Here is a 13,151-nt window from a genome sequence, read left to right as displayed (position 1 = left end):
ACTATATCTCAAATGAAAAAAATAGGGTTACTTGTGTGGTTGGCGTTTACCACATGTCAATATGTAAATGCACAGTTGGTATGGACAGCAGACAAACGGCATAGTCAGGTTAAGTTTAGTGTAACCCACATGACCATTGCAAATGTAGATGGTAAATTTGCGCAGTTCGAATGCACGGTTGCTTCAAAAGACGAAACATTTGTTGATGCACAAATCTTTTTTTCGGCAGATGCTAAAAGTATCAGCACCGATGATGCCGATCGTGACAATCATTTGCGAGGCGCTGAATTTTTTGATGCTGCTAAATATCCAAACCTTGTTTTTAAAGGCACATCCTTTAAGAAAGTTGCCGCAAAAAAATATAAACTTACCGGTGATCTTACCATTAAGGATGTTACCAAACCTGTAACATTTGATGTAACATTTAATGGGATAATGAAAGATGGCTTTGGCACCAAGAAAGCAGGATTTAGAGCAACCACTGCCATCAACCGCCTGGTTTATGGATTAGTATGGAATAAAATTCTTGATGCTGGAGGGCTAACCGTTGGCAACGATGTAGCCATAACCATCGACCTTGAATTGATGGAGCAGTAATAAAATTATTCGCTAACAAGTTTCATTTCGCTAATTAGATTTTTTGCTTGTGCATACTCACCAATAATCCAAAGTGTATAGCGCACATCAAGCGCAATGTTGCGACAACGGCTTACATCATAATTTAAATCGCTCATGGTACCTTCCCAAACGCGGTCGAAATTAGTACCAATCAATTCTCCTTTGTCATTAAGAACCGGGCTGCCAGAGTTACCACCGGTAGTATGATTAGCTGCAATAAAACAAGTTGGAATTTCCTGTTTGCTAAACATGTCAATTAATTTTGCAGGGGCGTCAAAATCTTCCTGCATCGTATTATTCTTTTGAATAATTCCGGCACTGGTAGTTTGTGGTAAATAAAAAACTCCATTGCGTGGATTATATCCACGCATGGTACCATAGGTTACACGCAAGGTGCTGTTGGCATCGGGATAAAAGATTCTTTCTTTGTCGGCCTCACGTTGCAAACGCATGTACTTGCGCATAAGTAAATTAATTTCCGAAATTTTTGCATTTATTTTATCCGTGTATTGATTATAGTTTTGTGCAATCTCTCGTGCCAGTTGATACGCCTCGTCCTGCTGCAAGGCAATAATCTTTTTTCGTTTTGCACTCCTTAGTACACCCATCATTTTTTGCTGATTGGCAAAAAATGATTTTGCAAAAAGTACTTCGGCATATTTGCGCAACCCTTGTCCATTTTTTATTTTCTTAAGCTCTTCAGGTTGCAGTTCAGGGTTGATGCTATCACCATATAAAGTAAGCAGGTCAATAAAGTTGTTCTTATCTATAAGATGATTGTAATTCTTATAAAAACCCTCCACCACTTTTATTTGCTTGTTACACAACTCGCTTAGTTGTGTATCGGTAAGTGTATCCGTTTGTGCCGCAATTATCAATTTAGAAAAGGACAAAGCATGCTCTATTAACTCCACACCCAGTGCTGCTTCGTTGGTATAATCCTGCAAACGCGATAGTGGTTTGTAAGCCTCATACAATTTATTAAACTCTTCAAACACATTACCATACTGCTTTTGAGCTTCGCTATTTGCTTGCAAATAATTTTTAATCCGCACTTCTTGCATTCTCTTTTTATCTATGCCTTTGGTTTCGCGAATGCCTTCCATTTCGCCTTTCCACTTTTTATATGCATTAGCAAGGCTTTTTGCTTTGCTTGCATATTTTAAATGAATGCTGTCGTTGCCGCGCATGCCACTATACATATTGGCTAAACGCACATCGCGTATGGCCACACGGGTAGGGTCTTGCTGACTGACAATAAAATCAACGGCTACGCTTGGCAAATACTGTTGGGTGCGCCCCGGAAAACCATACACCATGGTAAAGTCACCTTCCTTTACTCCTTTGGTGGATATGGGGAAAAAATAGCGCGGAACAAACGGCTTGTTATCTTTTGAATATGCTGCAGGCTTATTGTCGGCACCTGCATAAATGCGGAACAAAGAAAAATCTGCTGTGTGACGTGGCCATATCCAATTGTCGGTTTCGCCACCAAAATTGCCCATGGTTTCGGGTGGCGCTCCCACAAAACGTACATCAGTAAATGTTTCGGTTACTATCATATAAAACTCGTTGCCATAATAATATGGACGTACCTGTGCTTTATAATGAGTGCCCGCTACTGCTTGCATTTCCAACGCGTTGCTTAAGCGCTTTATTTTTTCATTACGCTCGCTTTCATTCATGCCAGCATTGAGGCTATCTGTTATCTGTTTGGTAACATCATCTATTCGTATTACAAACGAAACCGTAAGGCCGGGGCATGGCAATTCTTCTTCCTGCTTATAGGCCCAATATCCATGCTTCAAATAATTTTTTTCGATCGTACTAAGCGATTGTATCTGACTATAACCGCAATGATGATTGGTAAGCAGCAAGCTGCTGTTGCTAATTATTTCTCCGGTGCAACCTCCACCAAACAACACTACGGCATCTTTCATGCTGGTGCCATTGGTACGGTAAATATCTTCGGCTGTGAGTTTAAAGCCCTGCCTGCGCATATCAGCCTCGTTCAGTTGCTTGAGCAACATGGGAAGCCACATGCCCTCCTCTGCCTTTAGGTTTTGAATAAAAATTAATACAAAGGCCGGCAAACAAATTTTTAGGTATTTCATATTAAGTTGGAATTGGTGTGGCGAATGTAAAAAAACAGAATTAGTTAACGACCTAAATCAAAGAATAAAACAATATCTATTCAAACGACTAAATGTATCAAATTTGACTATTATGGAATGCCTATGTACCAATTACAAAAATGTTGTTTTTGAAACCCCACATCTGTTTAGTCAAGTTGGCTGACCATAAAGTGATAATTGCAGTATTGTTCCCTAAATGCAGCGCTTTGCGAAATTAATATTACATTCCCGAATCAAAAGATATAAGTATCATAATACTGTCAGAGGTGCTTTACAACTAAGTTAAGCTTGTTTAAAAATTTATTATTTACATATTGTAAAACATATAATAGAAATTCTATACTTTTACGATACCGTATTCTTAATTGTAACAATATAATTATTTATCTAATGAAAAAAATTAATCAACTTGCTGGGCTAAATTTTAGCGCACTGCACACTGCTCACAGCAATTTTGTAAGTTACTATTTTTAATTTGCACAATGCTAATTACACAACAAAAATTATCAGCACAAGGATGGACACAATTTGGAATAGGGGCAGGAGGGCAAGAACGTGCTTTGTTTCAATATCCAAATGCAAACAGCAAATACGATATTTTTGTCGGTTCAGATGTAAGTGGAGTTTGGAGAGCCAATGATGTTGATCCTTTGAATTTGAATGATCCAACAGAATATAATTGGAACTATATAAGTAATAATGAGTTGTTTCGATTTGTAAACAAATTTTACAATTACCATTCAGCTTCTCCTAATTTATTTGTTTTAAATAGAACGGGTATAGATAAAATTGACCTTACTAATCAAACATCACAAACTAGCAAGTTATGGGAGCCCACACCAGGTACTCCAAAAGCAACTTGGGTGAGTGATATGTATGTAAAGGGAGCACCCGGTAATTCACACAGTTTTTATTTTGTTACCGGCACTACTCGTGTGCATGATGAAGAATACAATTTCAAAGATGCAACCATTAAAGACTTTTATGTGGCAACTTTGGATGCAACCGAAACAACAGTTTCCGGTGTTGTAGGGTATAATTTAAAAGGCCTAGTTTTAAATGAACCAACTTCGGAATACAGAAATGTATTTTGCTTGCATGTAGATGAAGATTATAATGGTGCTGGTGATGATGATATTTTGGTAGGAACACAGCGGGAGCTTTATCATTTTAACAGTACACAATTTTCAAATTTACCAAACATTGATCCCGTAGTGGCGCCAAACTTAAGCTCTTCGGACCATTATAGTGTTACATCTATTTTAAGCATTGACCATGATAATAATTCACAAACAATCAATCAATATTTAATAACCATTAATAGTGATAATCAAAGTTTAGGGGGTATTTGGTTATATGATAAAATAACTAATAGTTGGGAAAATTATATAGTAAGCTTAAATGGTGAAAGAAAGAATCAAGGGAATTGCATACAGGAATTTCGTGACTTAAGTGCTGAGCAAAATACACGAAGGTTCACAAGTTTAAAGCCAATCATCAATGCGAATATCATTACAGGGTGGCTGTTGTTTAATGAAATAAATACGGTTACTTACTCTGGCAATACAGACCCTTGTGATAATGGACCTTACTTTGTTGGAATTTTTGCATGTGGAGTAAATCAAACAACAAAAATGCCTGATAAAAATTGGCAAGCTCTACCGGTATGGGGCACCACCAATGATTGGGGATGGAATGCTGCAAAGCCTTGTAGTAATATAAATGGAGCTTTATTGACACCTGATAATCATTTGATTGTAGGTAAGCAGGGGAATATTTTTATTACCAAAAATCCCGTTAACCCTGTCAACTATGGCTTAACAGAGTGGCAACATATTTATACTAATGTTAACACAACTCCATGCGATAATCAATACAAGCATAGGGGCTATGTAAACACTGCTCCCAAAAGTGTGTTGCCTGATAAAAACGGGAATTTATGGGTTGCAATGCAAGACCGATTAATTGATTTAAGTATTGGCACATCAGGTTATTTTGAAGACTTAGCTTTGAGTGCAAGTACAACCTGTTACAATGTAAATATGACCAATGCTCCCAATAACGCAATTTGTGCTACAGGTGGTACACTTTCTGATTGTTTTTACCTGACCGAAAACCCATATCAGTCAAATCAAATATTTGCATGTGTAGGCGAAGGTTTTAGTAATACTACCGGGCGTGGTTATACTTTAATGCTTGATCATGAAGCAAACAATCCATTTGAATGGGTTCCTTATGGGAATAAGTCTTTTTGTGGTGATACAAAGAAAATCCGATTTGCAAGAGATGCCAATGGACAAGTGCAGCAGTATTTATTATCTAAAGATAAGGATTTAGCCCTCAATACGATTCAAAGGATATATTGGTTAAATACCGCAGATCAGACTTGGACTGATATTGGTATTTTACCGGGAATTAAACTCGGTGAAGATTTTGTAATTAGTCCTCAGGGTGATTATATTTTCGCAATAAACGCTGCTAATAAACAAATACACTGTTACAACGGTGCTGGTTTAAGTTGGACCGCTATATGTACAACTACATTTAACACAGCTGATGTTATACCTGATAAGTTAGCCATCGTACCTTATATTTAATTCTGAATTTCCTACCGCTTGCACGAAAACCTTAGTAAACAACAACCCGTGTGGCACCAATCCTGTACCTACCGATATATTTACTAATATGTACTTAGACTTACTGGATAAGACCGATGGAGGAGTAAATTCAATAGAAGTAAATCCTTGGCGTCATACTATTTATTTAAGTACTGCCTATCAACTAACAAGTACAGGGCCTGTTACTGGCAGGGTATATCGTGGTAGTTACAATCCTTACACGGGTGATGTTGATGATTGTTGGAGCGATATTACTGGTAATTTACCAAATAAAGTTTGCGTTGCAATAAGTAGCAATGCAAGTAAAAAAGGAAGCTTGTAGCGAGAATATTTTTGCTTGTGTACGTGGGCTTGGAGTTTGGAAGTGTGATATTGTGAATGAATTTGATGTAAACGATTATGCACAAAATCGTTTTTATGAAGTAAATAATGACATAGTAATTGCTTCAAATACAACAATCACATTGGCCGGCTGTACCTTAGCCATAGCTACCGGAAAAAAAATTACTGTGGAGCAAAATGCGACATTAATTATTGAAGACAATAGCTATTTATACGCATGTGGCGATATGTGGCAAGGCATTATAAACAATGGTGGTACGGTAAATATAATTAATAGCACTGTTGAGGATGCACTAATAGCTAACGACACAAAAAATGGAGGACAATTTACTTTAGAAAACTCCACTTTCGACCATAATTATATTACGCTAAAAATACAAAATGGTGATTATGTAAATATGCTTACAGGAAAAATTACCGGTTGCTCATTCAAATGCACTGGTGGGCAAATTACTAAAGCGCCACACATTAATGAGTTGCCCCGTTATCATATTTTTGGTGTTGATTTACAAAATTTGACAGTAGGTGATGCAAACAATATTTTGTTGCAAAATAATTTTGGCCCTGCCACTTTTGGTATCTATGCCCTTACCGAAAATTTGACAGTAGTTAATAATAAATTTGAAGGGACTTTGCTGCGACCAATTTCCAAAAGCGCAAACAGCCATTTACACCAATACAAATTTCGAAGGCGATGTAATGCAAAAATTGAATGGAATTGTAATAGGTGGTACCGGCCTCGAAATAAATACATTCAACGATTATCAAAATGGTGTGATAATGTACAATACCGGTGAGCCCATTGTAAAAGAAAACACGTTTACTAAATGCCTGCAAGCTGTTGAAGCCGTATCATGCGGCTATGCATTGGCATTGGGCACAGGCAATGCAAATTTTAATGAAAATAATTTTAACAACTGCATCTTTGGCATTTATTGCCGCGAAAGCCAAGGCACACCAAAAATTGTGTTGAATAAATTTAATATAAACCAACAATATAATATTGACGATTACGGTTTGGAAGCCATACGTGTAGAAAATATTATGCAAGATGCCTTTCCAATTGTAAAAGAGAACGAAATAAACAATATGGCAATTGGCATACACCTGCGCAATGCCATTGAAGCACAAGTGCGGTGGAATCATTATACCACACAAATAACCAATGCCGATATCGCTGTGCTAAACTTGCCTAACATTGGCGTATGGATAGAAAATTGTACAAATAGTTCTATTATAGAAAACACTATTGAACGATTGGGTACCGATGTAAGCGATGATGCACAACAAGATTTAATGCAAGGCATAAATATGGACATAAGTACAAACTGCGTACTCCACCTAAACAACACCACAAACATGGGCACCGACATAAACGTAATTGCCAACTGCGACCCCGCAACTATTAGTTGCAACAATATGACAAGCAGTAATAGAGGAATTAATTTTGTAGCTGCAACCATTACTGCATTTAGTTGGTATCCCACAGATTAACTTCTACCGACAATACCTGGAATGGCGATTATCTTTTAAATAATAATGAAAGGATTAGTGGGGGATTTAATGGAGGTTTCGCCCTCGACTGGCATCACCAAGGTGCATTGGCAGCTAATAATATGTTTTGTCCTTTTTATAATTCTGGTGCAGTTGCTCCGCAAGAATTCGCCTCAAGCACCGGCTGCCCCGAATCATCACCCGATAACTCTGCGTTGAAGGCTGCACAAAACGCAGCATTAAATTTAGCACAGTATGACGAGTTTATTACACAAAATAGATATGCCGATGATGCCAGTGCATTTTCTATTTTATTAAATGATAGTAACATGCGCGACAGCCTAACTAATTTATATGGCTATATTGATAATTGGTACAATTATTTGAGTACAGCAAATATTGGCAAGTTTGAAGAAATACAAAAATTGCTTGCCTCAAATAATAGACAAGCAGCAATTAATAAAGCTAACACTTTAATTACAAGCAGCGTTATTTATCAAAATTTAAAAACACTTTCATTGCTTTTCGCAAATAATTTAATTAGTACTGATAGCATTCCAACAGATAGTAGTGTTGTTTATGTTTTAAATACTATAGCCGACCAAGACCCTACCATTGGGGGTAAAGCGGTTTGGATTGCAAGAGCCATTTTGAAAAAAGATATTTTTGCATTTAGTAATAATTTAAATCGAGTTAAAAACGAAATCAAAGTAAATAGTGCTATTGAAACGGCAGATGTTTCAATAAAACCGAACCCTGCCAATAAGGAAATTACTGTATCGAGCAATTCAATTATCAAAGAAATAGTAATTGAAGACATGCAAGGCATGCGGGTGAAACAACTACAATTAACAGAAAATGCCAACAGCATTGAAATTAATATATCAAATCTAACATCTGGTGTATACGTAGTTAAATGCCATTTCGAAAACGAAAAATATTTATTCACAAAATTGGTTATAACCAAGTAATCTAATTTTGCAATGAAAAATATAATTTCTTGCATAACACTAACCTTGGTGTTATGCAACTTGTTTGGTCAAAAACTAAATAATGTATGGTGTTTTGGCAATGATGCCAAAATAACATTTACCAACGGAACAGCAATTGCCGATTCAACAAAATGCAATAGTAGAGGCACATGCGTTAGTATATGCGACTCATTGGGTAATTTACTTTTTTATGCAGCGGGTTCAACCGATGGCCTTTCAGCTCAATATCAGGTTGGTGGTAATTGCAATAAAGAAAATTTTGTAATGCAAAATGGCGATAGTATAATGGCTCGTTTGTGGTATAAAGAAATGGTTATTCTACCATACATTTATAGTGATAGCTTGTACTATATTGTAAGTGCTCCCGTCACTGGCAAAGGTGGTTTTTTTTACTCAATAATAGACATGAGCCAAGACAGCGGCCGTGGTGCAGTGATACAAAAAAATGTACAATTGCAAGGCTCTACGTTTTGGGCCAATGATGGCATTACAGCTATCAAACAAGGTAATGGTAGAGATTGGTGGGTAATGGTAAGAGATTGGAATGGATATAATAATAAATTTTATTATTATGCGGTTACTCCAACAGGAATTGCGCTTGACCATGTGCAATATATTGGTGATACTGTAAAATAGCTTTTATAGAATAGAACCCTCTGATGATGGTGAAAAAATTGCATGTATTGCTAATCAAGGATTGATAAGTGTATTTGACTTTGATAGGTGTGGTGGTTGGCTCTCAAATGAAATTAACATTGAGTATCAAAACCCTAACACTAACCTTATACCCTGGTACTGGGATTGCGAACTATCACCCAACAAACGTTACTTATATGTGAGTCAAGAATTTACCGATTTTGATACCACAAATTATTTGCTCCGGTTCGATTTGCAAGCTGCAAATATACCCGCAAGCCGAGATACCCTTTATGCAGGCGAACGCAGAGCAACGGCAGGTTTAATTGAACTTGCCCCCGATGGCAAAATTTATTGGGCATGTGCTTACTATCCTCCCGGTACATTTTTTTATCCTTACCCTGATAGCACCCACAATTACATAACAGATAATTTAAGTGTTATCAATTATCCCGATAGTAGCAATTGCGATTTTCAACCCTTCTCTTTTTACCTCGGTGGCAAGCGCACTTATTATGGTTTGCCTAATAATCCAAATTATGGGTTGGGGCGGTTGGTTGGGAGTCCTTGTGATACGTTGCAGTGGACAAACCTCACCCCTAACCCCTCTCCACTTGGAGAGGGGAAACTCCACGCCACATACATAACGGCTTGGGAGAAGTTGTTTATTAATGCAAGTGGGTTAAAAGGGAAGAATGTAACGGTGAGTGTATACGATGCTACCGGCAAACAAAAGTATGTAGCGGGCAAGTCCCCTAAAGGGGATTTAGGGGTGCATTCTGGTTACGCCACAGTAGATGTTGATTGTGCAGGTTGGAGTGCTGGTTTGTATGTTGTACATTTACAAACGGAAGTGGAGCAATTGAGTACTAAATTTTTTAAGGAATAAAAATCAGGTAAATCATTTAATCAAGAAAATCATGGTGCAGACAATGTATGTAATTAAACTGAGTTGTAGTGTTTTACTCCACCTAAACAACACCCAAACATGGGCACCGACATAAACGTAATTGCCGACTGCAACCCCGCCACAATAAGTTGCAACAACATGACAAGCAGCAACCGTGGTATTAATTTTAACAATGCAAGCATAGTAACAGGCAATAATTACTACGACAACTCCACAGCCAGCGACAATACTTGGAATGGCGATTATCTTACAAATAATAATGAAAGGATTAGTGGAGGATTTAATGGAGGTTTCCCCCTCGACTGGTACCACCAAGGTGACAATGTGCAAGGCAACATGTTTGCTCCTTTAATCATTCGAATGCAGTTTTCCATTTCCAAATGCATCAAGCAACGGCTGCCCCGAAAGCACTCCCGACAATTCAGCATTAAAACAAGTACAAAATGCTGCACTCAATTTGGCACAGTACGATGAAAATGTTGCTCAAAATAGATACATAGATGATGCAGGTAGTTACGAATTGATGTATAGAGATAGTATAAAACGGGATAGCATTAATACATTGTATCCATACATTGCCACTTGGTACAATGCAATAAAATTGGCAAGTATTGGCAAGTTTGAAGATATTAAAAAACTATTGGCTAACGATGAAAAGCAAGCTGCCATAAATAAAGCAAACAGTATAACATCCAACAATTTAATTTATCAAAATTTAAAGTCATTGGCTTTACTATTTGCAAATAATTTAATCCACAGCGATAGTATTCCAACAGATAGCGTAGTATTGTTCACACTTAACGAACTTGCAGACCAAGACCCAACTCTTGGTGGCGAAGCTGTTTTTATTGCAAGAGCAATATTGAGGAAAGATGTATTTGCAAGCGGAAGTAATTTAAAACAGGTTAAACCCAAGGTTATAAAAAATAGCATTGCGCCTTTAACTATAACTGTATACCCTAATCCAACAACTGGCGAATTTCAACTTTCCTGTACGCAGGAATACAATAATATTGAAATAACTAATTATCTTGGTAAAGCAATTTTAAGCATTCCTATTACAAACTATAAATTATCGGAAACAATAAAATTAAACGAACTGCCTAACGGCTTATATTTAATTAAACTTTATAGTGGAAGAAGTGAGATTGCCAAAACTAAAATTGCAATTATTAAGTAATGCAATCAAAGTTGAAAATAATTGTTGTTGTTGCATTGCTGGCATCTTCAATTAGTTTAAATGGACAAGGGCAAAATACAGTTTGGTGCTTTGGTGATAGTGTAAAAATACATTTTAATAAAAATGGTACAGACAGTATCACTAAATCATCTTTGGTAACAAGGGGTACTTGCGCAAGCATTTGCGACACAACCGGCAAATTGCTATTTTATGCAGAAACACAAACTGGTAAACCATCATTCTACACAGGGCTTATTTGGAATAAAGAAAACAATTTAATGATCAATGGTGATTCAATTGCGGGTACAGGGTGGTATAAACAGTTTTTGATAATTCCAAATTCTGTTAATGATAGTTTGTTTTATTTATTCTCAGCTTCTGTCACCGGCCCTGATGGTTTTTTCTACTCCGTAATAGACATCAGTCAAGACAGCGGTCGCGGTGCAGTAATACAAAAAAACGTACAATTACAGGGAACAAATTTTTATGCTAATGATGGCATTGCTGCCATCAAACATGGTAATGGTAGAGATTGGTGGGTAATGGTGCGTGATTGGCAAAATTACAATAACAAATTTTATTATTATGCAGTTACTCCAGCAGGAATTTCGCTCGACCATGTTCAATATATTGGCGATACAGTACAATTAAGCTTTTATAGAATTGAACCTTCTGATGATGGACAAAAAATAGCTTGTTGCACTAATAAAGGGTTGATATCAGTTTTTGATTTTGATAGGTGCTCTGGTTTGTTATCCAATGAAATTTCAATTGAAAAAGATGCATTACTTGTAAACCTCGCTCCCTGGTATTGGGATTGTGAACTCTCTCCCAACAAACGCTACTTATATGTAAGCGAAGTGTACAGTAGTTTTGATACTACTAATTATTTATTACGTTTCGATTTGCAAGCAGCTAAACATACCTGCAAGCAGAGATACCTTGTATGCCGGAGAAGAAAGTGCCGTTGCAGGCTTAATAGAACTTGCTCCCGATGGCAAAATATATTGGGCTTGTGCATACAATCCTCCAAATACATTCTTTTATCCTTACCCTGATAGCACTCACAATTACATTACAGATAATTTAAGTGTTATCAATTATCCCGATAGTAGCTTCTGCGATTTTCAACCTTTCTCTTTTTACCTTGGTGGTAAGCGCACTTATTATGGTTTGCCCAATAATCCAAATTATAGTTTGGGGCGGTTGGTTGGGAGTCCTTGTGATACGTTGCAGTGGGTAAGCACGCCCGAAACCCCCAACCCCCTACAAGGGGGATTAAATGCAGGGTTTATCGTAAAACCAAATCCGTTTTTAAATTCTGTTACCATAAGCATTGTTGATTTTAACAATGAAAACTGGGAGTTGAAAATATTTGATGTGATGGGTAAGGAGGTTTTGCAACAAAAAATTGTGAGAGAACAAACAGAAATTGAAATGAGTACACTTAATTCAGGAATGTATTATGTAATGGTTTATGATGGAAAGAATATATTTACAAGAAAAATAATTAAGTTGTGAGTTTTGAAGTTGTTTTTGAAAGCCAAAATACACCCCTAAATACCCTTTAGGGGAATTGTCTATTCTCGGCTTTGATTATTGTAAATAGAAAAATTGTAATTTTTAAAAAAAAATTGAATTAAACCAAACACCCAACGCAGCATAGGTAAGCCCCTAAAGGGGTTTGGGGTGTATTTGCGCAGTACTTGGCTGTTTTAGTATGTAAACATAAAAAAAGTAAATCGAAATAAAATATGAAAAAATCTCCTCCTTTTAATTCTCCTTTTTGTATCGCTACAAGCAACACAAAAAGCAAATGCCCAAGCCTGCAATTTGCCCATTATGAATATGCACACCGTGTATATTTTCACCACAAAAACAAACCACACAATGGAAGAAGTAATGGGAGCAAAATTAAATCCTATGCTTTTTAATTTTGTGTTTGTAAAAACAGAAGCCAAACTAAATGAGCTTAAAAAATTAGCAAGAGAAAATAAATTGCAATCTTCTGTTTTTGTTTTCTTTAGTAACGGTAAGTCTATACGTTACTGCAATGTGGAGGAGTTTGAAAAGGCTCTTGAGAATAAAGTTGAGCTTAAGGTTGAGGAGTAGGGTTTTGATTGAAATAAATAATTATCCTTCGTAAAAATTAACGGGTATGCAATACAATTCTCAATTCGCTATAGCGCCACAAGCGAGGACGCTTGCGGGGAGGAGAGGATACTG

General features: G+C 36.8%; 13 protein-coding genes. 12 read left to right on the top strand and 1 reads right to left on the bottom strand.

Annotated elements, in window-relative coordinates:
• The first annotated feature begins 12 nt into the window (after positions 1-12).
• Positions 13-597: a YceI family protein gene (locus IPO27_17575; GenBank protein ID MBK8848242.1), complete on the top strand. Its 585-nt coding sequence runs from the start codon at positions 13-15 to the stop codon at positions 595-597.
• A 5-nt stretch (positions 598-602) separates the two neighbouring features.
• On the opposite strand, the gene IPO27_17570 is transcribed toward IPO27_17575, so the two are convergent.
• Positions 603-2,732, bottom strand: coding sequence for a S46 family peptidase (locus IPO27_17570; GenBank protein ID MBK8848241.1), 2,130 nt, complete (start codon positions 2,730-2,732; stop codon positions 603-605).
• A gap of 503 nt (positions 2,733-3,235) precedes the next feature.
• Between IPO27_17570 and IPO27_17565 the strand changes: the two genes are divergently transcribed.
• The 11 genes from IPO27_17565 to IPO27_17515 all read left to right on the top strand — a co-directional run bounded on the left by IPO27_17565 (position 3,236) and on the right by IPO27_17515 (position 13,037).
• The gene (locus IPO27_17565) at positions 3,236-5,350 is read left to right on the top strand and encodes a hypothetical protein (GenBank protein ID MBK8848240.1); all 2,115 of its coding nucleotides are present in this window, start codon (positions 3,236-3,238) and stop codon (positions 5,348-5,350) included.
• Between the two features lie 88 nt (positions 5,351-5,438).
• Positions 5,439-5,693: a hypothetical protein gene (locus IPO27_17560; GenBank protein ID MBK8848239.1), complete on the top strand. Its 255-nt coding sequence runs from the start codon at positions 5,439-5,441 to the stop codon at positions 5,691-5,693.
• Between the two features lie 641 nt (positions 5,694-6,334).
• Positions 6,335-7,207 carry a hypothetical protein gene (locus IPO27_17555; GenBank protein ID MBK8848238.1) on the top strand — a complete coding sequence of 291 codons (873 nt, stop codon included), beginning with the start codon at positions 6,335-6,337 and terminating at the stop codon, positions 7,205-7,207.
• A complete protein-coding gene (locus IPO27_17550; protein ID MBK8848237.1) occupies positions 7,189-8,178 on the top strand; it encodes a T9SS type A sorting domain-containing protein in 990 nt (329 codons plus the stop codon). The genes IPO27_17555 and IPO27_17550 overlap by 19 nt, the downstream gene beginning before the upstream one ends.
• A gap of 12 nt (positions 8,179-8,190) precedes the next feature.
• On the top strand, positions 8,191-8,835 hold the full coding sequence (locus IPO27_17545) for a hypothetical protein (GenBank protein ID MBK8848236.1): 645 nt from the start codon (positions 8,191-8,193) through the stop codon (positions 8,833-8,835).
• Positions 8,836-8,896: 61 nt separating this feature from the next.
• Positions 8,897-9,724, top strand: a complete 828-nt coding sequence (locus IPO27_17540; GenBank protein MBK8848235.1) for a T9SS type A sorting domain-containing protein — start codon at positions 8,897-8,899, stop codon at positions 9,722-9,724.
• A 99-nt stretch (positions 9,725-9,823) separates the two neighbouring features.
• The gene (locus IPO27_17535; protein ID MBK8848234.1) at positions 9,824-10,219 is read left to right on the top strand and encodes a hypothetical protein; all 396 of its coding nucleotides are present in this window, start codon (positions 9,824-9,826) and stop codon (positions 10,217-10,219) included.
• A 127-nt stretch (positions 10,220-10,346) separates the two neighbouring features.
• Positions 10,347-10,925, top strand: coding sequence for a T9SS type A sorting domain-containing protein (locus tag IPO27_17530; GenBank protein MBK8848233.1), 579 nt, complete (start codon positions 10,347-10,349; stop codon positions 10,923-10,925).
• Complete coding sequence (locus IPO27_17525) at positions 10,925-11,983, top strand: hypothetical protein (protein MBK8848232.1); 1,059 nt, start codon at positions 10,925-10,927, stop codon at positions 11,981-11,983. The genes IPO27_17530 and IPO27_17525 overlap by 1 nt, the downstream gene beginning before the upstream one ends.
• Positions 11,868-12,446 carry a T9SS type A sorting domain-containing protein gene (locus IPO27_17520; protein MBK8848231.1) on the top strand — a complete coding sequence of 193 codons (579 nt, stop codon included), beginning with the start codon at positions 11,868-11,870 and terminating at the stop codon, positions 12,444-12,446. The genes IPO27_17525 and IPO27_17520 overlap by 116 nt, the downstream gene beginning before the upstream one ends.
• Before the next feature lie 369 nt (positions 12,447-12,815).
• The gene (locus IPO27_17515) at positions 12,816-13,037 is read left to right on the top strand and encodes a hypothetical protein (GenBank protein ID MBK8848230.1); all 222 of its coding nucleotides are present in this window, start codon (positions 12,816-12,818) and stop codon (positions 13,035-13,037) included.
• The last annotated feature ends 114 nt before the right edge of the window (positions 13,038-13,151 follow it).

It is taken from the genome of Bacteroidota bacterium, from assembly GCA_016714535.1.
Lineage (GTDB): Bacteria > Bacteroidota > Bacteroidia > AKYH767-A > OLB10 > JADKFV01.
The sequence above is the reverse complement of the archived record's forward strand: the minus strand, read 5'-3'. Positions and strand labels throughout refer to the sequence as shown.

What these genes read in the sequence shown, in the direction of transcription:
- IPO27_17575 (MBK8848242.1), top strand. Translation starts at nt 13, where the DNA reads ATGAAAAAAATAGGGTTACTTGTGTGGTTGGCGTTTACCACATGTCAA.
- IPO27_17570 (MBK8848241.1), bottom strand. Translation starts at nt 2,732, where the DNA reads ATGAAATACCTAAAAATTTGTTTGCCGGCCTTTGTATTAATTTTTATT.
- IPO27_17565 (MBK8848240.1), top strand. Translation starts at nt 3,236, where the DNA reads ATGCTAATTACACAACAAAAATTATCAGCACAAGGATGGACACAATTT.
- IPO27_17560 (MBK8848239.1), top strand. Translation starts at nt 5,439, where the DNA reads ATGTACTTAGACTTACTGGATAAGACCGATGGAGGAGTAAATTCAATA.
- IPO27_17545 (MBK8848236.1), top strand. Translation starts at nt 8,191, where the DNA reads ATGAAAAATATAATTTCTTGCATAACACTAACCTTGGTGTTATGCAAC.
- IPO27_17535 (MBK8848234.1), top strand. Translation starts at nt 9,824, where the DNA reads ATGGGCACCGACATAAACGTAATTGCCGACTGCAACCCCGCCACAATA.
- IPO27_17525 (MBK8848232.1), top strand. Translation starts at nt 10,925, where the DNA reads ATGCAATCAAAGTTGAAAATAATTGTTGTTGTTGCATTGCTGGCATCT.
- IPO27_17515 (MBK8848230.1), top strand. Translation starts at nt 12,816, where the DNA reads ATGGAAGAAGTAATGGGAGCAAAATTAAATCCTATGCTTTTTAATTTT.